This window comes from Aeromonas sp. ZOR0001, assembly GCF_000801015.1.
GTDB lineage: Bacteria > Pseudomonadota > Gammaproteobacteria > Enterobacterales > Aeromonadaceae > Aeromonas > Aeromonas veronii.
Genome location: NZ_JRJY01000070.1, coordinates 180502 through 206011, shown reverse-complemented (window position 1 = coordinate 206011; position 25510 = coordinate 180502). Strand labels below are relative to the sequence as shown.

The following is a 25510-nucleotide window of genomic DNA, read 5'->3' as shown; positions in this document are numbered from 1 at the left end:
TCATCGTAACAATCGGAACTGTCTGTGAAAATCAGGATACCTCAGCTCTCTTTTTTTGCATCACGCTGAGCAGACTCAACCCAGCTGAACCCGAGTGCCCATCTCATCGGCTCAGCGCGGGGACTTTCCCAGATAGCGCTCCACGATCACTTTCACCCCGTCACGTTTTTTGAGCTGATAGAGCTCCTTGTCAAACTGGTCGATAAAGGCCTGTTTGTAGGGGTACTCCCCCTTGCGGCTGTAGCCGAGAAACCCCTGCTCCTTGCTGAGCACCGGACCCTGTTTGAGCAGGGACATATCGGCCACCGCCAGCTGATCGGCCTTTATCATGTTGAGCAACTCATAGAGCAGGGAGAGACGATCATTGATGGTGCAATCGACCCTGCCGCGGACAATCTTGAGCAGGTTCTCCCGATTGCTTTTCACCTCCTCCACGTCGATCTGCTTCTGCTTCACCGCCTGCCAGAAAGCATCGCCACCGACGGCAAAACCGGCGTTCATGCCAAAGCGTAAACCGTGATAGTCGAGCGGAAACCTGGCCTGCGGGGTATTGGCCGCCACACTGGCGCCGCACATCACCACCAACTCTTCATCCAGCATCGGCTGGGAGTAGGGCCACATATAAGGGCGGGTATCGGGCATATAGTAGGGTGGAAAAATGGCGAAGGCGGTCCCCTGTTCCACCATGCTCAGACCGCGCCGCCACGGCATAGGCTTGAGCACCACCTCATAGTCAGGCATGGCAGAGGTCACCTCGCGGATGATGTCGGCATAGATCCCCCTGACCTCCTCCCCTTCCTGCCAGGAGTAGGGGGGATAGGCGGCATCCGCCAGGATCTCGACCCGGGTCTTGGCGTGCGCCATCATGCACAACCCCAGCAACAAGCAATACCAGACGCGCATAAGCCAGCACCTCCTGAAAAAGCCTGCATCAAGCATAGCCATCCAGCGCGCCTTCCTCTGCTGCCGCGCCATAATTCATGCCATCTCTTCGTTGGCAGAAAAATGTTAATGAATTATTAAAGCCATCCTTTATGCTGGAGAGCAATTGCTCTGAATGGATGGCCGCATATGGATGTGCAACTGCTTTTGCTCTACCTCTCCCCGGTTTTTCTGGCCTTTATCGGCTGGGAGATGCTCTACCTGCGCAAACATGGCGCAGCCTTTCCCACTGCCACCTACCAGTGGCGGGATCTGTTCGCCAACGCTACGCTGGCCCTGATGCACCAAGGGGGCGATGCGCTGGCGGCCATCGCCATTGCTTATCTGTATGACACCCTCTGGGGCTGGCGACTGTTCGATATCGAGCTCACCTTCTGGAGCGTATTGCTGCTCTTCCTGCTGCAGGATCTCTGTTATTGGCTGTTCCACTTCACCAGCCACCATGTTCGCTGGCTGTGGGCCTCCCACGTGGTGCACCACAGCTCGGAGCGGCTCAATCTCTCCACCGCCTTTCGCCAGAGCCTGATGTATCCCATCTCCGGCATGTGGCTGTTCTGGATCCCGATGATCGTTATCGGCTTCCCGCCCGAGGCGGTGGTCGCCACCGTGCTGCTGAGCCTCGGTTTCCAGTTCTTCGTCCACACCCAGGTGGTGGGCAAGCTCGGCTGGCTTGAGTGGGTCTTCAACACCCCCTCCCACCACAGGGTGCACCACGCCAGCAACGCCAAGTACATAGACCGCAACTTCGCCGGGGTACTGATCATCTGGGATCGGCTGTTTGGCACCTTTGTGGAAGAAGACCCTGCCGAGCCGTGCCGCTTCGGCATCACCAAGCCGATCCACAGCTTCAACCCCCTCACTCTCACCTTCCATGAGTGGCGCGACATGCTGCGTGACGCCCGTGACCTGCCCTGGCGACAAAAACTCGCGGTGCTGTTTGGCAAACCGGCCGGACCTGCCAGCCGCTGAGCCTTCGCCCCGAATCGCAACTCCCGGATAGCAAGTCCCTGATAACAAGAGAGCGCCACAGTGGCGCTCTCTTATGGTCAGTCACATCTTCGATGTCAGAGATGGGCGAACGACCAGACGGCGGGGATCAGGCTCAGCAAGGTCACTCCGGCCAACAGCCGTTCGCGACCACTCAGACAAAGATCTGTGCCCAGCTGACGACGGCTGTAGAGAAACAGCAGCAGACCCGGCCCGTAGAGCAGTAAGGAGAGCAGCAGATACTCAACCCCGGCAGCATAGAGCAGCCAGAAACCGTAACAACTCGATACCAGTGCCACCGCCCGCATCAGACCGCGGCCCTGCCCGCCCTCACCCTTCTTGCTGAACGAGAGCTTGAGCAAGAACAGACCGATCAGCAGGTAGGGCACCAAAATCATCGAGGTAGAGATAAGCAGCAGGCTGGTGTAGCCCTTGCCGAGCAGCCACACCAACAGCAGGCAAGTCTGCACCGTCAGGCTGGTGAGCCAGAGTGAGGCGATAGGCGTCCCATTGCGGTTCTGGCGCCGGAAGATGGCGGGAAACGCGCCGTGGCGGGCCGCGCTGAACGGCACCTCCGCCGAGAAGAGGGTCCAGCTAACGTAGGAGGCGAGCACCGAGACGATCAGGCCGAGGCTGATGAGCAGCTTGCCCCAAGAGCCGGTCATCTGGGCCATCAGCCCAGCCATGGAGGGGTTGGGCAGCGCCGCCAGCTCGGGCCGACTCAATATTCCGAGCGCCAGCACCGAGATAAGCACATAGAGCAGCAGCGCCAACACGACCCCCAGTACGGTGGCCGTGCCCACATCCCGCCGGTTTCTGGCGCGGGCCGACAGCACCGCTGCCCCCTCGATACCGGTGAAGACCCAGAGAGTGATCAGCATGGTGTTGCGCACCTGCTCGGAAACCGGCACCGCCAGGCTACTGCCCTGCTGATCCGCCGCGAAGGTGACCGGATCGAACAAGTAGCAGGCAAACAGGATAAACAGCAGCAGCGGCAGGCTCTTGGCCAGGGTCGCCACCAGATTGAATAGCGCCGCCTGCTGCACGCCGCGGGCCACCAGCAGGTGCACCGCCCAAAGGATGCAAGACTCGCCGACAAACGCTGCCAGAGTGTTGCCCTCACCAAACCAGATCTGCTCGGGGGTGTCGATAAAGCTGCCCAGCGCCGCAAAGGCGATCACCAGATAACCCACCACGCCGATGGTGGCGCAGAGCCAGTAGCCCCAGGCAGAGAAGAAGCCCACCAGCTCGCCAAAACCGGCGCGGGCGTAGCTGTAGATACCGCCGTCGAGATCCGGCCTGAGTCGCGACAGATAGAGAAAACTCATGGCGAGCGCCAGGATGCCCACCCCCGTCACGCCCCAGCCGATCAGCACGGCGCGGGCGCCAGCCACCTCGGCCATATTCTGGGGCAGGCTGAAGATCCCCGCCCCCACCATGGAGCTGAACACCAGCGCGGTGAGAGACCAGAGCCCAATCTTGTTCTCTTTCATGGAAGCTCCTTAGCGCAACCGGCGGCTCAGCGCCTGAATATGCTCGGGACCGATACCGCAGCAACCGCCGATCAAATTCGCCCCGGCCGCGCGCCAGCGCTCGGCCCAGCCGAGATAATCCAGCGGCCCCAGATCGGCACGGATCTCGTCCAGCCCATCGTTGGCGGTGGCCTCCTTGGGTTGCGGCGGGAAGGCGTTGGCATAGGCACCTAGCCGAATATCGGTGCGGCCCTGCTCTTGCAAAGCGTCACCGGCCACTTTGAGCGCCCCCTCGATCACTTCGGGCTGACAGCAGTTGAACAGGATGGCATCGATCCCGGCCGCCACCAGCGCGGTCACTGCATCGGCCACCTGCTCGCCGGAACGCAGTCGCGGCTCGTTGCCAGGCGCCTCATCTTCCAGCGTGAAGGAGACCCAGAACGGCTTGCCATCTTCCGGCTGCAGCGCTTTCAGGGCCAGTGGCTCGGCAATCAGGCTCATGGTCTCGGCCAACCAGATATCCACATAAGGGGATAGCGCCCGGATAAGCGGCGTCGCCAGCTCGCTCACCCTGTCCGCCTTGAACAAATCGGCACGGTAGGAGCCAAACAACGGTGGCAGAGAACCCGCCACCTGCACGGCGCCCTTCTGCGCGTCAGCCACCTCACGGGCCAGCTGACCAGCCAGCGCTGCCAACCCCTCCCCGTCGGCAAAGAAACGCTCATCGCCGATATGAAACGGCACCAGCGCATAGCTGTTGGTGGTAATGACCCTGGCCCCGCTCGCTACATAGGCCTGATGCACGTCACGCACCGTCTCTGGCGCCTCCATCAAGGCCAGCGCCGACCACTCGGGTTGACGAAACGGTGCCCCCCGCCGTGCCAACTCGCGCCCCATGCCCCCATCCAGCACCCACAATTCCCTGGTTTTCATCTGTCGTGTCTCTTTGTTATGTGCGTTGTTTATTTGCGTATTTATCTGTTTGTTTTGTTGATCTGCGGTTTCGCATCGAATCGCTGCAGATCGTCCCGCTTCATCCTGGGAAGCCCTTTTATTACACAGCCATAAAAACATATAGATGTTTAGATGGCCAAAACAAGATAAAGCAAAGCGCCACGGGCGGCAATCAGTATCAGCAGAAATCAGCGTGCGACCGGCGATGTAAACGCAGAAATGCAAGAGGCCACCCGAAGGTGGCCTCATCACTATCTTGATCCGCTGGTAACTTAACGCCCGGCCAGCACTCGCTTAATCTGTTTGACCCAGTCGGAGACCCGACCCTGCTGCGGCAAACCGCGCCAGATCTGCTCCCACTGGGCAGGGCTGAGAGGACGACCGAGGCGACGCTGCACACCCGCATAGAGGTAGTCATGGGCCGTGGTGGCCGCATGCTCGGAGGTGAGGAATTTGGAGACCGGATCGGTCAACCGCACATCCCGCATGCCGAGCAGCGGATAGTCATTGTGCACCGCAGCCAGCATGGTCTCGCGCATGGCGGACTCGATGTAACCACGGGCAAACAGGGCGGTCACCGACTCCAGCGAGCCCTGATCCGGGCCGTGGTACTGCTCATCAAAGACCGGGCTCGGCTCGGCCATGCCGCTTTGCACCACCGCATCGGGATCCGGTTGCGGCACGACCACGGCAGGCTTGGGGGTTACCGGCTTGGCTGCCACTGTGGCTTTGCGCGGCGCACTCTGACTACAGGCACCCAGTGCCAAGGCGAGCGCGACACAGGCCAGCGCACGGGAATGAGACTGCATCTTCATGACTCTTATGTCGCTCCTTTTACGATTCCTGAGCTGGCTTCTCGGCCACAGCCGGTTCGACCCGGGTAACCAGCAGCTGATCAATCTTGTAACTGTCGATATCGACCACTTCGAACTTGTAACCGGCGTATTTGACCGAGTCAGTGCGCTTGGGGATCTTGCGTAGCATGTACATGATAAAGCCGGCGATGGTCTCGTAGTTCTGGTTCTCAGGGAACTCTTCGATATCGAAGGCGCGCATCACGTCGGAGATGGGGGTGACCCCGTCCACCAGCCAGGAGTTCTCGTCGCGCTGGACGATCTGCTCTTCCACCACGTGGGTGGCCCACTCGCCCATGACGGTACTCATCAGGTCGTTCATGGTGACAATCCCCACCACCAGCGCGTACTCGTTCATCACCACGGCAAAGTCGCCACGATGATTCTTGAAGTACTCCATCGCCTCATAGAGGTTCAGGGTATCGGGGATGATGATGACGTTCTGCACCAGGTTGCCACCGATCAGGTCGATGCTCTGGCCGCCGATAACGCGGATCAGCAACTCTTTGGCATCGACAAAGCCCTTGATGCTGTCGAGGTTGTGGTCACAGACCAGAAACTTGTTGTGGGGATGCTCGGCGATCTTGGCCTTGATGCTCTCTTCGCTCTCTTGCAGGGTGAAGTAGATGAGGCTCTCGCGGGCCGTCATGGCAGAGGTGACACCAAGGGACTGCAACTCGAACACGTTCTCGATGAGCTGATGCTCCTCGCGCTGGATAACCCCCGCCTCGGCACCGGCATCCATCACCGCATAGATATCGTCGGAGGTGATCTCGTCGTTACGCACCGTGGAGACGCGCATCAGACGGAACAGGGAGTTCGCCAATCCGTTGAAGACCCACACCAGCGGCATCAACACGGTGACGAAGAAGAGCATGGGGCGCACCACCACCACGGCAATCTGCTCGGGCATGGTCATGGCCAGACGCTTGGGCATCAGGTCGGCGATCAGGATAAACATGCCGGTGACGAACACGAAGGAGGCACCGGAGCTGATCTCGCCAAGCCAGGGGCCCTGATAGAACTGGGAGACAATCCCCTTGATGGCGGGGTTGAGGGCAGACTCACCCAGGATACCGCCCAGAATGGCGACGGTATTGAGGCCAATCTGCACCACGGTGAAAAAGTTGCCCGGTTGGGCCTGCAGGGCCAGCACCTTTTCGGCCTGGCGATTACCTTCATCCGCCATCACCTGCAATTTGATTTTGCGAGACGCGGCGAGAGAGATCTCGGAGAGGGAGAAGAACACACTGCCGCCAACCAGCAGCATTAAAAAGAACAAACTATCGGCAAAACTCATGATTAACCTATTGCTACACCCGCCTTAGCACAAGACGGCAAACTGGGCCCGGGAGACCGGACCGTGAGCCCATCCGGGACTCACACAGGGGGAGTATTCTATCAGAAAACAGCCAGTTGGGGGCTTTATCTTACTCCGACCAGTTATGCAACAAAAAAGGCGCTTCACGCGCCTTTTTATTCACTTCCGGTTAGCCCTTGCCCAGCAGGGTGCCCAGATCGTCCGCCTTGGTGTGGCGCACATCCTTGCCTTTCACGTAGTAGACGATGTACTCGCAGATGTGCTGGCAGCGATCGCCAACCCGCTCGATGGCTCGCGCCGCCCACAGCACGTTGAGCACCTGGGGGATGGTGCGGGGATCTTCCATCATATAGGTCATCAGCTCGCGTATGATGGACTCGTACTCCCGGTCTACCTTGTCATCTTCTTTGTAGACCGCCAGCGCTGCATCCAGATCCATGCGGGCGAAAGCGTCGAGCACATCGTGCAGCATCTTGATGGTGCGACGGCCCATGTTCTCCAGCGACACCAGCGGCGGCTGCGGCTTGTTGGCGTTGTCGGTCAGCATGCGGGCGATCTTGTCGGCCACGTCGCCAATGCGCTCCAAGTCGGTGATGGTCTTGATGATGGCCATCACCAGTCGCAGGTCGGAGGCAGTCGGCTGACGCTTGGCGATGATGCGGGTGCACTCCTCGTCGATCGCCACTTCCATGGCGTTGACCTTGTGGTCGTTGGCCACGATTTTCCGCGCTGCATCGAGATCCTGATCGTGGATCGCCGCGATGGCGTCGGTGAGCTGCTGCTCCACCAGACCGCCCATCACCAGCACCTGGTTGCGCACGCTCTCTAGCTCGGCATTGAACTGACCGGAGATGTGTTTATTGAGGTTCATATTGTCCATACAAATAATCCTTGATTGCTCCGATTATGCCTTAGCCGTTGAACCGACTGCCAATCTGTTTGCTGAGATTCATCCTCTCCTCTCCTTAGCCGTAACGACCGGTAATGTAATCTTCGGTCTTTTTCTTGGCCGGGGTGGTGAAAATGGTGTTGGTATCCGAGTACTCGATAAGCTCGCCCATATACATAAAGGCGGTCTGATCCGACACGCGCGCAGCCTGTTGCATGTTGTGGGTCACGATCACCACGGTGAACTGGCTCTTGAGCTCGTTGATCAGCTCCTCGATGGTGAGGGTGGAGATGGGGTCGAGCGCCGAGGTCGGTTCATCGAGCAGCAACACTTCCGGCTCGATGGCGATGGCACGGGCAATCACCAGACGCTGCTGCTGACCACCGGAGAGACCGAAGGCGTTGTCGTGCAGACGATCCTTCACCTCGTCCCACAGGGCCGCACCACGCAGGGAGCGCTCGGCCGCTTCATCCAGAGTGCGACGATCGTTGATCCCCTGCAGGCGCAGACCATAGACCACGTTCTCGTAGATGGACTTGGGAAACGGGTTCGGGCGCTGGAACACCATGCCCACCTGACGGCGCAGGGCGGAAACATCAACGCTCTTGTCATAGATGTTGTGGCCGTGCAGTTGGATTTCCCCCTCGATGCGGCAGATCTCCACCAGATCGTTCATCCGGTTGATGCAGCGCAGCAGGGTCGATTTGCCACAGCCTGACGGGCCGATAAAGGCGGTCACCTGCCCTTTGGGGATCTTCATGTTGACGTTGAACAGCGCCTGCTTGCTGCCGTAGTACAGGTTGAGATCCTTCACCTCCAGCGCGGTCTGCTCCGGGGTCAGGTTGAGCAGGTCCAGCGCGGTGTGCTGGGTAGACGTGGTCGTTACGTTGATCATCTGTTACCTCAAAATCTATCTGGAGTGGCCGGACAGCTGCCGGCGCCCCTCACGTATTGGTGCACAGAGATGGCGGCTCGCGCTCGGCCGCCCCTCTGTTATCTCACTCTTGTATCACTCATGCGGCGCCGGATTAATGCTCCAGCGACCGGAATTTCTCGCGCAAGTGGTTACGAATACCGATAGCGGTCAGGTTCAGACCCACGATCACCGTCACCAGCAGGAAGGAGGTGGCGTAGACCAGCGGGCGGGCCGCCTCGACGTTGGGGCTCTGGAAGCCGACGTCATAGATGTGGAAGCCCAGATGCATGAACTTGCGCTCCACATGCAGATACGGGAAGTTGCCATCCATCGGCAGGGTCGGCGCCAGTTTCACCACCCCCACCAGCATCAGCGGCGCCACTTCACCGGCCGCACGGGCAATCGCCAGAATAAGGCCGGTCATGATGGCCGGGCTCGCCATCGGCAGCACGATGCGCCACAGGGTCTCGGCCTGGGTGGCGCCCAGTGCCAACGAGCCCTGACGGATGGTGCTCGGGATCCGCGCCAGCCCCTCTTCGGTGGAGACAATCACCACCGGCAGGGTCAGGATGGCCAGGGTCAGCGCCGACCAGATCACGCCGGGTGAGCCAAAGGTCGGGCTCGGCAGCGCTTCCGGGTAGAACAGCTGGTCTAACGAACCGCCGAGTGTGTAGACGAAGAAGCCCAGACCAAACACGCCGTAGACGATGGAGGGCACGCCCGCCAGGTTGATCACCGCAATGCGGATAAGCTTGGTCAGACTGTTCTTGCCCGCATACTCGTGCAGATAAACCGCTGCCACCACCCCCAGCGGGGTCACGATGATCGCCATCAGGATAACCATGAAGACGGTACCGAAGATGGCCGGGAACACCCCGCCCTCGGTGTTGGCTTCGCGAGGCTCACCGGAAACAAACTTGCCAATCTGATGGAACCAGTGACCCACCTTGGCCAGCAGGCTCATGTCGTTGGGCCATACCACGTCCAGTACCTTGGACATCGGCATGGTCACCAGCTCGCCACGCATATCCTTGACGGTGATGGCGTCGCGATCGGCTTGGCTACGCAGAGAGAAGAGCTCTTTTTCCAGCACCTGATAACGATCGTTGAGGGCCTGACGCTCGCTGGCCAGCTCCACTTTGAGCTGATCAGTCAGCTCATTTTCAAGCTCTGCTTTACGTTCCTTGAGGCGCAACTTCTCTAATTGGTAGTTGATGGCGCCAATGGGGCCTTTTTGTAACTCATTGGCTTGTTCAGACAAACCGTTGCTTCGAGCCAGCATCCGCTTGAGCACTTTGTGCAAATCTTGCTCATACACGACGCCATCTTCCTTGGCCTCTACCACATAGCCATAGAAGTTGCCGTTGGTAGTACGCTCTATCATTGCCATCTCGACAGGAAGAGCCTGAGACTTGATATCAGTCTCCAGAACCCAGCGAAAATCGAGGTCAACGAACTCGCGGTTGCCGGTCTTGACCAGATAACGGGTCAACACCTCACGTTCTTCACCTTCCAATGGCAATCCTGCGGCTCGCAGGCGTTCAACCGGCACCAGCTCACTGTCATTGATTTCACCAACCAACACACTCTTGTTACCGCTGGCATCTTCCAGTTGCCACTCATAGATAGGGTGGGGCCAGAAGTAGACCAGACCACGCCAGCCGATCAGCAACAACAGACCCAGTACCGCTACCAGGCTCAGGCTGACGGCACCGCCGGTCATCCAGATCCAGGGGGCCCCTGATTTAAACCACTTACCCATTGTCGATTCCTTGCCCGTTACATGGAGCTGTATTTTTCACGCAACCGCTGGCGGACAAACTCGGCCAGGGTGTTGAAGAAAAAGGTGAACACAAACAGTACGAAGGCCGCGAGGAACAGCACTCGATAGTGGGAGCTGCCCACTTCCGACTCCGGCATCTCCACCGCAATGTTGGCGGCGAGGGTACGCAACCCCTGGAACATGGAGAAATCCATGATGGGGGTGTTGCCAGTGGCCATCAGCACGATCATGGTCTCACCCACGGCGCGGCCAAGCCCCATCATCACCGCAGAGAAGATGCCCGGGCTCGCGGTGAGGATCACCACCCGGCTCAGGGTCTGCCACGGGGTGGCCCCCAGCGCCAGCGAGCCCTGAGTCAGATGCTTGGGCACCGAGAAGACCGCATCTTCTGCAATGGAGAAGATGGTGGGGATGACCGCAAAGCCCATGGCGATACCGACCACCAGCGAGTTGCGCTGGTCAAATTTGATCCCCATTACATTGGTGAGCCAGCTACGGGTATCACCACCGAAAAACGCATTTTCTACGACAGGACTGAGAGTAAGAGCCATCCAGCCAATCAGAATAACGACAGGGATCAGTAAGACGGCTTGACTGCCCTCAGGCACACTTTGCTTGAGAGTGTCAGGCAACAGATGCCATAGCAGAGCTGCAAGCAGCATCCCCATCGGCAGCATCACCAGCATCATAAAAATGCCCGGCAGGTAATCTTCCACAATGGGAGCAAGCCACAAACCAGCCAGGAAACCGAGGATAACAGTTGGCAATGCCTCCATGATCTCTATGGTCGGTTTAACAAACTTGCGCATCCCCGGAGACATGAAGTAGGCGGTATAGATGGCACCGGCAATCCCGAGTGGTACAGCAAACAACAGCGCATAAAAAGCGGCTTTGAGAGTACCAAACGAAAGGGGGACCAGACTCAGCTTGGCTTCAAAGTCGTTGCTGGCGGAGGTGGATTGCCACACATACTGGGGCTCCGGATACCCTTCGTACCATACCTTTTGCCAGAGGGCAGACCAGGTCACTTCGGGGTGATCATTCTCAACCGTAAACAATTTGAAGGTGTCGCCTTGTTGCATCAACAGTGCATTGTGGCGTGGAGAGATGGCCAGGGCAGAAAGCTCCCCCCCTTCTACTGTCTCGGTCAGCAGCTTGGTCTCGCCGGTGGCGTGGAAGAAGCTGATGATGCCGTCCTTGTCGGCACTGATGAAGCCTTTGCGAAAGTGCTCGGGAGTCAACAGATCCACTGCGCCATCACCCTTGAAATCACGGATCTGGGTGAACTGACGTTTGCCATCCTTTGCCACTTCAAACCACTGGGAGATGACACCGTTGTCATTACCTACCAGCAGCGAAGAAGCGCCTGCCAGCAGCTCGACCCGAGTCACGTTGGCGTTGGTGGCATTGATCTCCAGCACGTTGCGCAAGGAGATCTCGCTCAGGTTATGAATGTCATAGACGGAGAGACGATTTCCCTGACGTACAAAGAGGATCCGCAGATTGGGGGTCAGCAACATCTGATCCACATGACGCGGCAAAGAGGGAATCGTGTAGTTTTCACTGCTCCACTCAATCTCCCCGGAGATGAAGTTCTCCTCGCCGCTCATCACAGTCATCACGCCACGACCATCTTCGGTCACGGCAGCGGTCGCCATCTTGTCCTTGGTGGCTTCGAACACCATCAGTTGCAGCGCCTTCCCTTGCGGGTCGATCACCACAGGCTCTTCGCCGAAGGGATATTTCAGGCTGGGTTCAATCACCCGCACATCGTTGGGATAGGAGACCTTGAACGCAGGCTGGACAACCAGTGCCTTGCCATCGGCAAAGCCGTAGGCAATCAGCTTTTGGCCCGGTGCCGGCGTTGTGGCCGTGCTGATGTCGCCAGCAACCTGGGCTTGGCCCAGTGACTGGCCAACCTTGATCTTGTCATCTCCTTGTAGCGCGAAGAAGTTGACCTGACCTTTATCGCTGAAGCGATAGCCGATCTCGTTCTGCTCTTCCATGCCGAGCCAGGCTGTCTTCCCTGCGACGGGCAGGGTAAACGAGGTGGCCGGCTCCATGGAGGCGCCATTGAAGATGGGTTTCACCACATAGAGCAGATAAAAGAAGATAAGCAGCAGCGCCACCAGTACCAGGGCTCCGCCTGTGGTGACGCCATATTTGGCCAATTTATCCTTGATCCGGCGTTTTCTACTGCCCGCCATGACCAGGTTTAACGATTCCGATGACATGCAAGACCTCAATGTAAGCTAGGCTTCGCGGCATTATATGGCGGTTGCATGACAGTTTTGTTACATCGAGAGTGCTTTAACAGAGGTTGTTTACGGAAAAATGGGCGGGGATCCTTTCGAAGGCGAGCGAGCGTAATATATTGTTTATAAAGGGATATTTATGAAGGCAATCAGCAAGGGCAGCCTGCGCTGCCCCCGAATGATTCAGGAAAGGGTATCGTTTGATTGTTGCAACGCCAGTTTGGCCGCCTTTTTCTCGGCGCGGCGGCGCTTGAAGAAGGCCGACAACTGGGCCGAGCAGGCATCGGCCAGCACACCACCGGTCAGCTCGACACTGTGGTTGTGGCGCGGGTCCTGCAAGATCTCGAACACCGACCCCGCGGCACCGGTCTTGAGATCTCGGGCGCCGTAAACCACCCGCTTGACCCGGCTATGGATCAGCGCACCGGCACACATACAGCAGGGCTCCAGCGTCACATAAAGAGTGGTGTCGAGCAGCCGGTAGTTCGCCAGCTGCTGGCCCGCCGCCCGGATTGCCATCACCTCGGCATGGGCACAGGCATCGTGTTCGCTGATGGAGCGATTCCACCCCTCGCCCACCACCTGACCATCCAGCACCAGTACGGCACCGACCGGGATCTCGCCAATCCCTTCGGCACGGGCGGCCAATGCCATGGCATGGCGCATCCACTGTTCGTCCTGCTCGATCTGACTCTGTGCCTGACTCGGTATTTCTGGGACCTCTGATGGTTTCACGCCCATCCCCTCTTTATATTGTTCAATTGTGCTGTTTACATTCCAGCTATCCATACCTGTCAGATGAATCCATAGATAGCAGGCATGATAGCTCGCAGTGACAGGGCGGCGATTATGCCAAATCTGCACGTCAGACCCAAGCCGCATCCCGACTGAGCAATAAAGAAGCAATCGGCATCTCTATGATAAAAAAGGAGTTGCACCCGTTTGGCCATGCTATTAGACTTCCTCCCCGTCAGCCGAGTCTGACTCCGTCGGTGTGTAGCGCAGCCAGGTAGCGCATCTGCATGGGGTGTAGAGGGTCGGAGGTTCGAATCCTCTCACACCGACCATTTTCCCCGAGAATAGCCCAGTCAAACGACTGGGCTATTTTTTTGCCTCCGATTTATCCTCCTGACGATGCCAGCCCACCAAGAACAAAAAACGCTCAGAACCACTTGAATCTTTTTGCCGAACTCATTAAGATGCGCAACTTTCCGCCGGTAGACAACACAGGGAGGTGGAAACACAAGTGAAGGGATCACTGTCCGGCTTGCGTGCAACACAGGACCAGGCATGAACCAGAACACCGATTTCGCACCCGCCATTACGCTTTATTCCGTTCCTCACGACACCCCTTGCCACACCGAAAGCGAAAATGAACAGGTCATCCAGCTGGATGTGATCGATCTGGCCGAACCGGATGATGACTATTGAGCCCGGCCAGATGGCCGCTCATCACCAGCACATCGCCTGTTCAACGCTCTCCGTTTCAGGCCCTTGGCGAGAAATCTGCAAAAAACGACAAACTGCTAATTCTATCAAGGATGGCAGTATTATTGACTGATGCGTCTCCCCCTTTCCTCTCCAGCATCCCCCCCGACAATTGATACAAACCTACGTTATTGCGCTTCACTTTCCATCGTTGCAACCGCTGGTGCCAAAAGAGCCTGCATCACCACACCAAGTTTAAAACGAACGTTCACCAACTAGGTCTAGCAATAGCAAAACATTCATTGCCACATTCAAACGCAATTTATACAGCTGTTTTGGCAAAGCCTGGAGTTAGGTCGGGATTTGTTTTTGCATTTGTAATTTTATTACGTAATAAGCCACAAAATGAGGTGCAGGGTAACGGCCCAAATTAGCCGTTGTCCGATGGGAAAAAGCAGGAGCATAACCATCTGCGTAGAGCTTTTACACCAACCAAATAAAGCAATAAAAAACATCAACTTAACCATATCCAAAAAACAGGCGTTTAAAAAAAACTGTTGACGTACTCAACAATATTTCGCACCTTATCAATCGTGTTACCCCGTTGTTGCGGGAACGTTTCAGGAACAGGGATTCGACTTTAGTCGTAGTTAGTAAGTTCAAAATGTAATTCTCAAAGGAGTGAACCTTATGTCGGCACCGGCTCAGACCCACTGCAGCGCCCGCCTTCGCATCCAGGGCGAGATGCTACCCGAATACGCGCAAATTCTGACGCCGGACGCGGTGGCTCTGGTCTCCGAACTGGTGGAACGTTTTGCTCCCCAAAGAGGGGAATTGCTGAAACAACGTGTGGCACGTCAGGCCCGTATCGATGGTGGCGAGCTGCCGGACTTCCTGCCGGAAACCGCCCACATCCGTGAAGGTGACTGGACCATTCGCGGCATTCCCGCCGACCTGCAAGACCGCCGTGTGGAGATCACCGGCCCGGTCGAGCGCAAGATGGTGATCAACGCCCTCAACGCCAACGTCAAGGTGTTCATGGCGGATTTCGAGGATTCACTGGCCCCCGCCTGGAATAAGGTGATCGAGGGTCAAATCAACCTGCGCGATGCAGTCAACGAGACCATCTCTTACACCAGTCCGGAAGGAAAGGCCTACACCCTGACCTCCAATCCGGCGGTACTCATCTGCCGGGTACGCGGTCTGCACTTGCCGGAAAAACATGTCACCTTTGATGGCGAGCCGATCCCCGGCGGTCTGTTCGATTTTGCCCTCTACTTCCTGCACAACTATCAGGCGCTGCTGGCCAAAGGCTCGGGCCCCTACTTCTACGTGCCCAAGTTGCAGAGCCATCTGGAAGGGCGCTGGTGGAGCGAGGTGTTCGCCTGGACCGAGGACAAGTTTGGTCTGCCCCGTGGCACCATCAAGGCCACCGTGCTGATTGAAACCCTGCCAGCCGTATTCGAGATGGATGAGCTGCTCTATCAGATGAAGGATCACATAGTGGCACTGAACTGCGGCCGCTGGGACTACATCTTCAGCTATATCAAAACCTTGAAGAACCATCCGGATCGGGTACTGCCTGATCGTCAGGTGGTGACCATGGACAAGCCGTTTCTCTCCGCCTACTCGCGGCTGCTGATCAAGACCTGCCACAAGCGCGGAGCGCTGGCGATGGGCGGTATGGCTGCCTTTATTCCGGCCAAGGACGCGGCCATCAACGAGCAGGTCTTCGCCAAGGTCAAGGCCGACAAGGAGCGCGAAGCCAACAACGGTCACGACGGTACCTGGGTCGCCCACCCTGGCTTGGCTGATACCGCCATGGCGGTGTTCAACGCCACCATTGCGGTTGGTGCCAAGAACCAGATAGGCGTGCTGCGCGAGCAGGATACTCCCATCACCGCCACCGACCTGCTGGCCCCCTGTGAGGGCGAGCGCACCGAGGCGGGGATGCGCACCAATATCCGGGTTGCCCTGCAATATCTGGAAGCCTGGATCAACGGCAACGGCTGCGTCCCCATCTATGGTCTGATGGAAGATGCCGCCACCGCCGAGATCTCCCGCACCTCCATCTGGCAGTGGATCCGCCACGGCAAGAGCCTGTCGAACGGCAAGGTAGTGACCAAAGAGCTGTTCCGCCAGATGCTGGCCGAGGAGCTGGAGGTAGTCAAAGCCGAGGTGGGCACCACGCGCTGGCAGGCAGGACGCTTTGCCGAGGCGAGTGAACTGATGGAAGAGATCACCTGCGCCGACACCCTGATCGATTTTCTGACGCTGCCCGGTTACGAGCGGCTCTGAATCACGGGCCCCCAGCGGGGCTCGCCAATAACAAGTCAATGGAAACGTGAAATCAATGAAAGAGGGAACTGATATGGCACTGACCCGTGAGCAACAGATCCAGGCTATCGAGAAAGACTGGGCGGAAAACCCCCGCTGGAAAGGGATCAAGCGCGGCTACAGCGCCGAAGACGTGGTGAACCTGCGCGGCAGCTTGCAGCCGGTGCACACCCTGGCCCAGCGTGGAGCCGACAAGCTGTGGGGTCTGATCCACGGCGACGCCAAGAAAGGCTATGTCAACTGCCTCGGCGCCCTGACCGGTGGTCAGGCAGTGCAGCAGGCCAAGGCGGGGATCGAGGCGATCTACCTCTCCGGCTGGCAGGTGGCGGCGGACAACAACTTGTCCTCCACCATGTATCCGGATCAGTCCCTCTACCCGGCCAACTCGGTACCGTCCGTGGTGGAGCGCATCAACAACTCCTTCGCCCGTGCCGACCAGATCCAGTGGGCAAACAAGGTGGGGCCGCAGGATGAGGGCTTTATCGACTACTTCTTGCCGATCGTGGCGGATGCGGAAGCCGGTTTCGGCGGCGTGCTGAACGCCTTCGAACTGATGAAGGGGATGATTGAAGCGGGCGCCGCCGGCGTGCACTTCGAAGATCAGCTCGCTTCCGTCAAGAAGTGCGGCCATATGGGTGGCAAGGTGCTGGTACCGACTCAGGAAGCGGTGCAAAAACTGATTGCCGCCCGTCTGGCAGCCGATGTGTGCGGCACCACCACTCTGGTGATCGCCCGTACCGACGCCAACGCCGCTGACCTGCTGACCACTGACGCCGACCCGTACGATGCAGACTTCCTGACTGGTGATCGCACTGCTGAAGGGTTCTACAAGGTGCGTGCCGGTATCGATCAGGCCATCGCTCGCGGTCTGGCTTACGCCCCCTACGCTGACATGGTGTGGTGTGAAACCGCCAAGCCGGATCTGGACGAAGCGCGTAAATTTGCCGAAGCAATCAAGGCCAAGTTCCCGGACCGCATCCTGGCCTACAACTGCTCCCCGAGCTTCAACTGGAAGAAAAATCTGGACGATGCCACCATCGCCCGCTTCCAGCAGGCGCTCTCCGACATGGGCTACAAGTACCAGTTCATCACCCTCGCAGGTATCCACAACATGTGGTTCCACATGTACGAACTGGCCTACCAGTACGCCCGTGGCGAAGGGATGAAGCACTACGTTGAGATGGTGCAGGAGCCGGAATTTGCCGCCGCCAGCCGTGGCTACACCTTCGTGGCCCACCAGCAGGAGGTTGGTACCGGTTACTTCGACAAGGTGACCACCGTCATTCAGGGTGGCCAATCCTCGGTCACCGCGCTGACCGGCTCCACCGAAGAAGATCAGTTCCACTAATAAGAGAGCAGCCTTGAAATAGCAAAACCCCGGCCTGATGCCGGGGTTTCTTGTTATCTGTAATTCAAACGAAAGTCAGGCGCACAACCGCACACAGTCGAGAGGCTCAGAGCTCGAGGATCTCTTTGACAAAGGGAATGGTCAGCTTGCGCTTGGCGCGAAATGAGGCGTTGTCGAGCTGATTGAGAGTGGTGAGCAGGGTGCGCATATCGCGGGAGAGTCGGTTGAGCAGGAAGCGGCCCACATCGATGGGCAGTTTGAAGCCCCGCAGCTCGGCACGCAGCTGCAGGGCACTGAGCTTGCCTTCGTCATCCAGCTCTTCGAGATGGAAACTCACCCCCCAGTCAAGGCGCGAGGCGAGATCCGGCAGTTGCAGCCCCAGTTTGCGCGGCGCGCTGCAGCCAGTGACCACCAGCGTCCCCTCCCCCTTCTCCTGCCAGCGGTTGTAGAAATCGAACAGCGCCCGCTCCCACACGGCATTGCCGGCGATCGCCTCAAGGCTGTCGAGACAGACCAGCGGCAGGCTTTCGAGGGCATCGAGCATGCTGGGATCGAGTTGTTCAAATTGGTCGAGGGAGAGATAGGCCGCCGCTGCATCGCGGGCGTTGACCTCGGCACAGGTGGCGTGGAGCAGATGAGAGCGTCCGGATCCCTTGGCTCCCCAGAAATAGAGGAAAGGCGATCCCTGACCGATGGCCGCATTCTTGAGGGCGGTGATCAGATGAGCATTGTTGCCGGGATAAAAACTGACGAAGGTTTCATCATCCGGTAGTTGTACGGCTAAAGACAGTTGGGCCGGTTGCTTCACTCGTTGGGCTTTGACTGTGACATTTGTGGCTAAGTGTATCATCGCAAAGGCAGATAGAGAACCGCCCGGACAGGCCGGGCGGTCTACAAAAGCCTTATAAAATCAGGGCTGCGACCATTGGTAACGCAAACCGCTGCCATTATCGTCAACCTTGCGCAAACGACTCTCAAGTTGCAGCGCCCTCACCAGTTCGGCCTGATCCCCTTGCAGGGTAAAGTTGAAGGTGACCTGGTCCCCCTCCAGCTTTCCGATCGTCACCTTGCTGACGTTGGCCATCCCCTGCAGCATCTTCTGCACGGCGATCATGCTGTCCACTTCGGAGAGGCCATCCACCACCAGGGTCTGGCTGGTTGCCGGACCAGAAATGCGTGCACCGTAGTTTTTCACCAGCCAGGCCGCCAGGGTATCGGCAAACCCTTGCGCCACTTCGGCCTGAGTGCCGGTGCTATTGCCACGGGTCAGCTCGGTCACTTCACCGGCCGCTTTGGGGCCGTAGAGTCCCCAATCGATGCTCCACTTGTCACCTTCCGGTGTCAGCTTGCCCAACACCACCATCTCGGCGCCATAGCGCTGGCTTGCCTGCAAAATAGGGTCGGCAAAGCGTCCCCAGACGTCGGTGGCACTGACCGCCATGTTGTCATCGAGATCCATCAGCGGAATGCTGATGGGTAGCCCCAGCGTCTGGGCCTGCTCGCGCAAGGCTTGCGCCCAACCATCGCTGGATTGATCCGCCAGCAAGCGACGCTCACCCTGATCCACCACCAGCCAGATGGCCATCTGGGGACGAGCCGGGCCAAGCAGGGCATACTGGCTCTCGGAGACCAGGCTGTTGACCTTGTCACTCTTGAACTCGGCTTTCAGATACTTGACGGAGTCCTGATCCTGATAGCCATAGCTTTTGACATAGTCGCCCGGGGCCGCCAGCGCCTTGACCACCACCGGCTGGGTGAGGATGTCGCGCTTGCCGGTCACCTTGATCAGCACCTGACCGAGAGCCTGCCCTTGAGCGGCCACCATATCGCCACTGGTCGGGGCCTTGCCCTGATAGAGGTCGGTCACCTGAGCGGCCGAGGCCATGAATGACAAGCCGCAGCAAAGGGCGGTCACAACACTTTTGAACATGAACAGAGTCTCGAAATGGGAGAGTGTGCTTATGGTAGCGGCAAGGCGCATCTTGCGGCAAGGCTGGCACAAGCTGCCACAAACAGCAGAGCCGGCGATGCGCCGGCTCCGATCACCCCTTCCACATGGGAAGCAGGTTAAGGTGTCAACTTACTTGGTACCGAAGATCTTGTCGCCTGCATCGCCCAGACCCGGCACGATGTAGCCTTTCTCGTTCAGCCCCTGGTCGACAGAAGCGCAATAGAGCTCTACGTCAGGGTGAGCGGCTTCCAGCGCCTTGATTCCCTCTGGCGCGGCAACCAGTACCAGCACCTTGATGGATTGGCAGCCTTTCTTCTTCAGCAGATCGATGGTGGCGATCATTGAGCCACCGGTGGCCAGCATCGGATCGATGACCAGCGCCAGACGCTCTTCGATGTTGCTGACGATCTTCTCGAAATAGGGAACCGGTTGCAGGGTCTCTTCATCGCGGTAGATACCGACCACGCTGACGCGGGCACTCGGCATGTGCTCCAGCACGCCATCCATCATGCCAAGGCCGGCACGCAGGATAGGAACAACGGTTACCTTCTTGCCTTTGATCTGGTCAACTTCTACTGGCCCATTCCAGCCATCGATGATAACCTTCTCGGTTTCGAAGTCAGAGGTCGCTTCATAGGTCAACAAACTGCCCACTTCTTTGGCCAGTTCACGGAAACGCTTGGTGCTGATATCGCCTTCACGCATCAGACCGATCTTGTGTTTGACCAGGGGGTGTTTGACTTCAACGACTTTCATTATTATCTCCTCTAACCTGCCGCAAAAAAAATCGCGGAATCATACAACAAAAGCCACCGCTTGTAGAGCATTTCCGCGCAAAAACGCGCAAACGATTTCCTTTCTGGTTTTTCACCGCCACTGTTAGAATACGCCCCGAATTTTACCCTCCACTTCTTTACATGACGGGGAATACTCGTGACTGACAAAACCTCACTGAGCTACAAGGATGCTGGCGTAGATATCGATGCCGGCAATGCACTGGTTGAACGTATCAAGGGCGTGTCAAAGCGCACTCGTCGTCCTGAAGTCCTTGGTGGTCTTGGCGGCTTTGGGGCCTTGTGTCAAATCCCTGCGGGCTACAAGGAGCCGGTACTGGTCTCCGGTACCGATGGTGTGGGCACCAAGCTGCGGCTGGCCATCGACCTGAAGAAGCACGACACCGTGGGCATCGATTTGGTGGCCATGTGCGTCAATGACCTGATCGTACAGGGCGCCGAGCCGCTGTTCTTCCTCGACTACTATGCGACCGGCAAGCTGGACGTGGACACCGCGGCCGCGGTGGTCACCGGGATCGGTGCCGGTTGCGAGCAGTCAGGCTGTGCCCTGGTGGGCGGCGAGACAGCCGAGATGCCGGGTATGTATGAAGGGGAAGACTACGACATCGCCGGTTTCTGCGTCGGTGTGGTGGAGAAGAGCGAAATCATCGACGGCAGCAAGGTCGGTGAAGGGGATGCCCTGATCGCCCTGGCCGCCAGCGGCCCTCACTCCAACGGCTTCTCCCTGATCCGTAAAATTCTGGAAGTCTCCAAAGCCGACGTGCATCAGCCGCTGGGTGACCGCACCCTCGCAGATGCCTTGCTGGAGCCGACCCGCATCTATGTGAAACCTGTGCTCAAGCTCATCAAGGAGTGCGAGATCCACGCCCTGTCCCACATCACAGGTGGCGGCTTCTGGGAGAACATCCCCCGCGTATTGCCTGCCAATACTCAAGCGGTGATCGACGAGCAGAGCTGGCAGTGGCCGGCGGTGTTCAGCTGGCTGCAGCAGGCTGGCAACGTCACCCGTCACGAGATGTATCGCACCTTCAACTGCGGTGTCGGCATGATCATCGCCCTGCCCGCCAACCAGCTGGAGAAGGCGCTGACCCTGCTCAAGGCGGAAGGCGAGAACGCATGGCACATCGGTCATATCGCCAAGGCAGCAGACGGTGAGGAGCAGGTCGTCATCAAATGATGCGGATCCTCGTCCTAATCTCCGGCAGCGGCAGCAACCTGCAGGCGATCCTCGACCACTGCGCCAGCGGCAAGATTGCCGGTGAAGTGGTCGGCGTTATCAGCAACAAGGCCGATGCCTATGGTCTGGTTCGCGCCAAAGAAGCAGACGTGGCGACCTCCATTCTGGCCCAGCAGCAGTTTGCCAGCCGGGAGGAGTATGACGCCGCCCTGCTGGCGCTGATGGCAGACTATCAGCCGGATCTGGTGGTGCTGGCCGGGTTTATGCGGATATTGAGCGGCGATCTGGTGCGCCATTTCGCCGGTAGGATGATCAATATCCACCCCTCCCTGCTGCCCAAGTATCAGGGCCTGCACACCCACCAGCGCGCCATAGATGCCGGTGACAGTGAACACGGCGCCAGCGTCCACTTCGTGACCGAAGAGCTGGACGGGGGCCCGGTGATCCTGCAGGCCCGCGTACCCATCTTTGAAGGGGACACGGCGGACGAGGTAGCAGCACGGGTGCAGGCGCAGGAACACTGCATCTATCCGCTGGTGGTACGCTGGTTCTGCGAAGGCAGGCTGCAGATGGTGGATGGCGTCGTGCAACTGGATGGCGCCCTGCTGGGCCCCGCTGGTTACGCCTGCGAGTAACCGCTAACAACTGCATGTCAGAAACAACAAGGGAGGCTTAGGCCTCCCTTGTTGTTTCTACCTACCACACGATGGCTTAGGTCAGGTCCGATTACGCCGCTACGCGGCCAAGCGACCCTACACCGGATTGTCGATATCGATAAAGGTAACATCCAACCCATGCACGGTCGCCAGCCACTCCCCCAGCGCCTTGACGCCGTAACGCTCGGTGGCGTGATGGCCCGCGGCGTAGAAGTGCATCCCCATCTCGCGGGCGGTGTGAATGGTCTGCTCTGAGGCTTCACCGGAGATAAAGGCATCGATGCCCTGCTCCGCCGCCAGATTGATGTAGCTCTGACCGCCGCCGGTGCACCAGGCCACGGAACGGATAAGCTCGGGGCCGGTATCGCCACAATAGAGTGGTTCACGGCCAAGGCGCTCGGCAATCAGCTTGGCAAAGTCGGCACCGCTCATCGGCTCTTCCAGCTTGCCCACCATGGCGACACTCTTGCTGTTCCACGGCTCCAGACCGCGACGCACCTTGATGTCGAGCAGCTTAGCGACCTGGGCGTTGTTACCCACCTCAGGATGGACATCCAGCGGCAAATGGTAGGCAAACAGGTTGATATCGTGGGTCAGCAGGGTCTTGAGCCGACGCTGCTTCATGCCGGTGATCTGGGCCGGTTCACCGCTCCAGAAGTAGCCGTGATGGACCAGAATGGCATCGGCCTCGGCAGCCACCGCCGCGTCGATAAGCGCCTGACTGGCGGTGACACCGGTCACTACCTTGCGAATACGCTCACGCCCCTTCACTTGCAAGCCGTTGGGGCAGTAATCCTTGATGGCGTGCGGTTCGAGCAGATGGTTCAGTACGGTTTCGAGTTTTCGATGAGAGATCATAGGGGTCCCTTATTAAGGCTCGGTCCCCTGCTTTACCAATAAAAACAGGGCCCAGGCTCAAAGCGCCAAGGGCCCCATGATAATCGAGCCGGGCCGTCAAGACCATGACAGCCCCCACACAGTTCGGTTTCCCTCCTGGCCTCAGGCTGGCAGATCGATCCCCGCCTCCCGCATCTGGGCCAGCTTGTAGCGCAGGGTGCGCGGGCTGATGCCGAGTCGGTCGGCCACCGCCTTGCGGCTGCCGTTACAATCTTGCAGGGTGTCGAGGATGATCTGGTGCTCCTGCTGCTTGAGCTCGCTGCCGAGGCGATCGCCACCATAGCTGCGCTCCACGCTGACAAACTCCATCTCCTGCTCATCCAGCTCCTCCAGAATAAGGTGGTCACAATCAATGACCCCGTCGGGGCTGAGGATCAGGGCGCGCTGTACCACGTTGTCCAGCTCCCGCACATTGCCGGGCCAGGGATGGGCCAGCAGCCGATCCCGCGAGGCATCCGTCAACTGTGGTGTCGGTAACCCCTGCTGACAGGCATGAAGCGCCAGCAGATGCTCCGCCAGCGGCAGAATGTCGCCGGGCCGCTCGCACAGGGCAGACCAGCGCAGCGGAAAGACGTTGAGGCGATAGTAGAGATCTTCGCGGAACTGACCATCCTGCACCGCTTTTTTCAAATCCCGGTTGCTGGTGGCGATGACCCGCACATCCAGCGGGATCATCTTGCGACTGCCGAGCCGCTCCACCTCTTTCTCCTGCAACACCCGCAGCAACTTGGCTTGCAGCCCCTGATCCATCTCGGTGATCTCGTCAAGCAGCAGGGTGCCCCCCTGCGCCTGCTCGAACTTGCCCGGGCATCCCTGTACCGCACCGGTGAAAGCCCCCTTCTCGTAGCCAAACAGGGTCGCCTCCAGCATGTTTTCCGGAATGGCGGCACAGTTGATGGCGACGAAGGGCTGCTCGGCGCGGCTGGAGTTATCGTGAATGTAACGGGCCAGCACCTCTTTACCCGTCCCGCTCGGGCCTGTCACCATCACGGTCGCTTCGCTTCTGGCAACACGGGTCGCCAGCTGGAACAGCTCGGCAGTTTTGGGGTCCCCGTAGACCACGGCGCGTTTCTCCACCTTCTGGGCGGGCACATAGCGACTGACCTGATTGAGCAGCACCTCCGGCGAAAATGGCTTGGCCAGATAGTCGATGGCCCCTTCACGCATGGCGCGCACTGCACCGTCGATATAGGCGTAGGCGGTCATCAGCAGCACAGGTATCTGCGGATATTGCTGGCGGATGGTGGCCAGCAGGGTGAGGCCGTCCATCCCCCCCATCTGGATATCAGAGATCACCATGTCAAATGGCTGACGGGAGAGGGCCAGCAGAGCCCGCTCGCCACTGTCCGCTTCACGGCACTCATAACCGCCGAGCAAAAGGGTATCCACCAGCGCTTCGCGCAGGCCATTGTCATCTTCAACTACCAGGATCCTGGCCTGTGTCATGCTACACCTCCAAGCTGCACCGGTTGCTGGTGCAGGGGGAACGACAGAGTAAAGCAGGTGCCTTCACCGGGAACCGAGGCCACACCGACCTCCCCCTGATGGGCACGCACTACAGATTGCACCACCGCCAGACCGAGACCAGTGCCCTGGGAGCGAGTGGTAAAGAAGGGTTCGAATACCTGACCGAGCTGATGGGAGGGGATCCCCTTGCCATTATCGATGACCCGCATCTCCACCCGGGCACCGCTGCGCACCGCGCTGACCAAGAGTGACGTGGCCCCTGCCTGCTGGGCATTGGCAATCAGGTTGTTGATGGCACCCGCCAGCGCACTGCTGTTGGCCAGCAGACAGAGATCGGGCTCCGGCGCCTCCATGTGCAGCTCGCAGCCTTGCTGCTGGCAGAAGGCCTCGGCTCCGGCCTGCACTTCGGCCAGCAGCCCTTGTACCGAGATGGGGGTGACCACCTGATTGTCACCGTTGCGGGCAAACAGCAAGATGTCGTTGATCTGCTTCTCCAGATCCTGCAAACGGGCCATCAACTTTTGCTGAAACTGAGTGCGAGATTCCGGCTTGAGGGTGCGGTTGGCCAGGTTGGCGGCATAGAGCATGGCAGCGGAGAGCGGCGTGCGGATCTGGTGGGCAAGCGAGGCCGCCATATTGCCCAGCGCCGACAGCCGCTTCATGTGGTTGATGCGGTCTTGCAGTTTGCGGGTTTCGGTCAGGTCATTGATAAAGACCAGCTGGCCGGGCTGATCCGGCAGCGGTTGGGTCGAGAGCTGGACCCGGCGCCCGTCGCGCAGGGAGATCTCGTGGCCATCATCCTCGCGCGGCTCAAAGCAGCGGGCAATGATGTGGCGCCAGAGCTCCCCTTCCAACGGCTCCCCCAGCAAGGAGATGGCCGCCGGATTCGCGCGGGTGACCACCCCTGCCCCGTCAAGCAGCAACACCCCGGTGGGGAGCGCCTTGAAGATGGCATAGAGCTGGCTCACTTCGTGGGACTGGAGTGGCATGTCCTGCTGCTGGATTGTCATAAACCTGACCTCAAACTGGCTATTGGGTCAGGTTATTCAATTTCCATGCCACTAAATTATGTTAACTAAAAC

The 25510-nt window shown here is 58.7% G+C and carries 22 protein-coding genes and 1 tRNA gene; 7 read left to right on the top strand and 16 right to left on the bottom strand.

The genetic code is table 11. The features are described 5' to 3' along the window. Window positions 1-111 precede the first annotated feature (111 nt). Window positions 112-903, bottom strand: a complete 792-nt coding sequence (locus L972_RS09140) for a substrate-binding periplasmic protein (RefSeq protein ID WP_047437689.1) — start codon at window positions 901-903, stop codon at window positions 112-114. A gap of 168 nt (window positions 904-1071) precedes the next feature. On the opposite strand from L972_RS09140, the gene L972_RS09135 reads away from it, so the two are divergent. Then, the gene (locus L972_RS09135) at window positions 1072-1911 is read left to right on the top strand and encodes a sterol desaturase family protein (protein WP_047437687.1); all 840 of its coding nucleotides are present in this window, start codon (window positions 1072-1074) and stop codon (window positions 1909-1911) included. Between the two features lie 95 nt (window positions 1912-2006). Here the strand turns inward: L972_RS09135 and L972_RS09130 are convergent, their stop codons facing one another. The 9 genes from L972_RS09130 to tadA all read right to left on the bottom strand — a co-directional run bounded on the left by L972_RS09130 (window position 2007) and on the right by tadA (window position 13114). After that, entirely contained in the window at window positions 2007-3422 is a 1416-nt protein-coding gene (locus L972_RS09130; protein WP_047437685.1) for a basic amino acid/polyamine antiporter, read from the bottom strand. Window positions 3423-3431: 9 nt separating this feature from the next. Then, window positions 3432-4334, bottom strand: a complete 903-nt coding sequence (locus L972_RS09125; RefSeq protein ID WP_047437683.1) for a homocysteine S-methyltransferase family protein — start codon at window positions 4332-4334, stop codon at window positions 3432-3434. A 293-nt stretch (window positions 4335-4627) separates the two neighbouring features. Then, window positions 4628-5170, bottom strand: a complete 543-nt coding sequence (locus tag L972_RS09120) for a hypothetical protein (protein ID WP_041202118.1) — start codon at window positions 5168-5170, stop codon at window positions 4628-4630. Window positions 5171-5189: 19 nt separating this feature from the next. Continuing rightward, window positions 5190-6509, bottom strand: a complete 1320-nt coding sequence (locus tag L972_RS09115; RefSeq protein WP_005334094.1) for a hemolysin family protein — start codon at window positions 6507-6509, stop codon at window positions 5190-5192. Between the two features lie 190 nt (window positions 6510-6699). Then, window positions 6700-7410, bottom strand: a complete 711-nt coding sequence (gene phoU / locus L972_RS09110; RefSeq protein ID WP_005334097.1) for a phosphate signaling complex protein PhoU — start codon at window positions 7408-7410, stop codon at window positions 6700-6702. Between the two features lie 85 nt (window positions 7411-7495). Next, entirely contained in the window at window positions 7496-8314 is an 819-nt protein-coding gene (gene pstB / locus L972_RS09105) for a phosphate ABC transporter ATP-binding protein PstB (RefSeq protein WP_005334102.1), read from the bottom strand. A 133-nt stretch (window positions 8315-8447) separates the two neighbouring features. Next, complete coding sequence (gene pstA, locus L972_RS09100; protein WP_047437676.1) at window positions 8448-10097, bottom strand: phosphate ABC transporter permease PstA; 1650 nt, start codon at window positions 10095-10097, stop codon at window positions 8448-8450. Between the two features lie 17 nt (window positions 10098-10114). Beyond that, window positions 10115-12352: an ABC transporter permease subunit gene (locus tag L972_RS09095; protein ID WP_047437674.1), complete on the bottom strand. Its 2238-nt coding sequence runs from the start codon at window positions 12350-12352 to the stop codon at window positions 10115-10117. A 204-nt stretch (window positions 12353-12556) separates the two neighbouring features. Further along, window positions 12557-13114 (bottom strand): tRNA adenosine(34) deaminase TadA, encoded by a 558-nt coding sequence (gene tadA / locus L972_RS09090; protein ID WP_047437672.1) that lies wholly within the window; start codon window positions 13112-13114, stop codon window positions 12557-12559. 249 nt (window positions 13115-13363) lie between these two features. On the opposite strand from tadA, the gene L972_RS09085 reads away from it, so the two are divergent. From L972_RS09085 to aceA, 4 genes are all read left to right on the top strand, one after another. After that, a tRNA-Pro gene (locus L972_RS09085) sits at window positions 13364-13440 on the top strand. A 223-nt stretch (window positions 13441-13663) separates the two neighbouring features. Next, window positions 13664-13804, top strand: a complete 141-nt coding sequence (locus L972_RS21640) for a hypothetical protein (RefSeq protein ID WP_005334106.1) — start codon at window positions 13664-13666, stop codon at window positions 13802-13804. A gap of 687 nt (window positions 13805-14491) precedes the next feature. Continuing rightward, window positions 14492-16099, top strand: coding sequence for a malate synthase A (gene aceB, locus L972_RS09080; protein ID WP_047437670.1), 1608 nt, complete (start codon window positions 14492-14494; stop codon window positions 16097-16099). Window positions 16100-16172: 73 nt separating this feature from the next. Beyond that, window positions 16173-17486, top strand: a complete 1314-nt coding sequence (gene aceA, locus L972_RS09075; RefSeq protein ID WP_047437668.1) for an isocitrate lyase — start codon at window positions 16173-16175, stop codon at window positions 17484-17486. 106 nt (window positions 17487-17592) lie between these two features. Here aceA and hda read toward each other — a convergent pair whose 3' ends face one another. The 3 genes from hda to upp all read right to left on the bottom strand — a co-directional run bounded on the left by hda (window position 17593) and on the right by upp (window position 20193). Further along, window positions 17593-18294, bottom strand: a complete 702-nt coding sequence (gene hda, locus L972_RS09070; RefSeq protein ID WP_013723920.1) for a DnaA inactivator Hda — start codon at window positions 18292-18294, stop codon at window positions 17593-17595. Between the two features lie 102 nt (window positions 18295-18396). Beyond that, window positions 18397-19416, bottom strand: coding sequence for a DUF2066 domain-containing protein (locus tag L972_RS09065; RefSeq protein ID WP_047437665.1), 1020 nt, complete (start codon window positions 19414-19416; stop codon window positions 18397-18399). 150 nt (window positions 19417-19566) lie between these two features. Then, a complete protein-coding gene (upp, locus tag L972_RS09060; protein WP_005334115.1) occupies window positions 19567-20193 on the bottom strand; it encodes a uracil phosphoribosyltransferase in 627 nt (208 codons plus the stop codon). A 177-nt stretch (window positions 20194-20370) separates the two neighbouring features. Here upp and purM point away from each other — a divergent pair, with 177 nt between their 5' ends. Continuing rightward, window positions 20371-21408: a phosphoribosylformylglycinamidine cyclo-ligase gene (gene purM, locus L972_RS09055; protein WP_042080181.1), complete on the top strand. Its 1038-nt coding sequence runs from the start codon at window positions 20371-20373 to the stop codon at window positions 21406-21408. Continuing rightward, window positions 21405-22043 carry a phosphoribosylglycinamide formyltransferase gene (gene purN, locus L972_RS09050; RefSeq protein WP_047437663.1) on the top strand — a complete coding sequence of 213 codons (639 nt, stop codon included), beginning with the start codon at window positions 21405-21407 and terminating at the stop codon, window positions 22041-22043. The genes purM and purN overlap by 4 nt, the downstream gene beginning before the upstream one ends. A 117-nt stretch (window positions 22044-22160) precedes the next feature. Here the strand turns inward: purN and L972_RS09045 are convergent, their stop codons facing one another. The 3 genes from L972_RS09045 to L972_RS09035 form a co-directional block, all read right to left on the bottom strand. Then, complete coding sequence (locus L972_RS09045) at window positions 22161-22922, bottom strand: Nif3-like dinuclear metal center hexameric protein (RefSeq protein WP_047437661.1); 762 nt, start codon at window positions 22920-22922, stop codon at window positions 22161-22163. A 141-nt stretch (window positions 22923-23063) separates the two neighbouring features. Continuing rightward, window positions 23064-24407 carry a sigma-54-dependent transcriptional regulator gene (locus tag L972_RS09040; RefSeq protein WP_047437660.1) on the bottom strand — a complete coding sequence of 448 codons (1344 nt, stop codon included), beginning with the start codon at window positions 24405-24407 and terminating at the stop codon, window positions 23064-23066. After that, window positions 24404-25438 carry a sensor histidine kinase gene (locus L972_RS09035; protein WP_005334126.1) on the bottom strand — a complete coding sequence of 345 codons (1035 nt, stop codon included), beginning with the start codon at window positions 25436-25438 and terminating at the stop codon, window positions 24404-24406. Before L972_RS09035 ends, L972_RS09040 begins: the two co-directional genes overlap by 4 nt. Window positions 25439-25510 lie beyond the last annotated feature (72 nt).

Bases quoted from the DNA above. Each gene is read 5' to 3' on its own strand.
- L972_RS09140 (WP_047437689.1), bottom strand. From the start codon at position 903: ATGCGCGTCTGGTATTGCTTGTTGCTGGGGTTGTGCATGATGGCGCAC.
- L972_RS09135 (WP_047437687.1), top strand. From the start codon at position 1,072: ATGGATGTGCAACTGCTTTTGCTCTACCTCTCCCCGGTTTTTCTGGCC.
- L972_RS09130 (WP_047437685.1), bottom strand. From the start codon at position 3,422: ATGAAAGAGAACAAGATTGGGCTCTGGTCTCTCACCGCGCTGGTGTTC.
- L972_RS09125 (WP_047437683.1), bottom strand. From the start codon at position 4,334: ATGAAAACCAGGGAATTGTGGGTGCTGGATGGGGGCATGGGGCGCGAG.
- L972_RS09120 (WP_041202118.1), bottom strand. From the start codon at position 5,170: ATGAAGATGCAGTCTCATTCCCGTGCGCTGGCCTGTGTCGCGCTCGCC.
- L972_RS09115 (WP_005334094.1), bottom strand. From the start codon at position 6,509: ATGAGTTTTGCCGATAGTTTGTTCTTTTTAATGCTGCTGGTTGGCGGC.
- phoU (WP_005334097.1), bottom strand. From the start codon at position 7,410: ATGGACAATATGAACCTCAATAAACACATCTCCGGTCAGTTCAATGCC.
- pstB (WP_005334102.1), bottom strand. From the start codon at position 8,314: ATGATCAACGTAACGACCACGTCTACCCAGCACACCGCGCTGGACCTG.
- pstA (WP_047437676.1), bottom strand. From the start codon at position 10,097: ATGGGTAAGTGGTTTAAATCAGGGGCCCCCTGGATCTGGATGACCGGC.
- L972_RS09095 (WP_047437674.1), bottom strand. From the start codon at position 12,352: ATGTCATCGGAATCGTTAAACCTGGTCATGGCGGGCAGTAGAAAACGC.
- tadA (WP_047437672.1), bottom strand. From the start codon at position 13,114: ATGGGCGTGAAACCATCAGAGGTCCCAGAAATACCGAGTCAGGCACAG.
- L972_RS21640 (WP_005334106.1), top strand. From the start codon at position 13,664: ATGAACCAGAACACCGATTTCGCACCCGCCATTACGCTTTATTCCGTT.
- aceB (WP_047437670.1), top strand. From the start codon at position 14,492: ATGTCGGCACCGGCTCAGACCCACTGCAGCGCCCGCCTTCGCATCCAG.
- aceA (WP_047437668.1), top strand. From the start codon at position 16,173: ATGGCACTGACCCGTGAGCAACAGATCCAGGCTATCGAGAAAGACTGG.
- L972_RS09065 (WP_047437665.1), bottom strand. From the start codon at position 19,416: ATGTTCAAAAGTGTTGTGACCGCCCTTTGCTGCGGCTTGTCATTCATG.
- upp (WP_005334115.1), bottom strand. From the start codon at position 20,193: ATGAAAGTCGTTGAAGTCAAACACCCCCTGGTCAAACACAAGATCGGT.
- purN (WP_047437663.1), top strand. From the start codon at position 21,405: ATGATGCGGATCCTCGTCCTAATCTCCGGCAGCGGCAGCAACCTGCAG.
- L972_RS09045 (WP_047437661.1), bottom strand. From the start codon at position 22,922: ATGATCTCTCATCGAAAACTCGAAACCGTACTGAACCATCTGCTCGAA.
- L972_RS09040 (WP_047437660.1), bottom strand. From the start codon at position 24,407: ATGACACAGGCCAGGATCCTGGTAGTTGAAGATGACAATGGCCTGCGC.
- L972_RS09035 (WP_005334126.1), bottom strand. From the start codon at position 25,438: ATGACAATCCAGCAGCAGGACATGCCACTCCAGTCCCACGAAGTGAGC.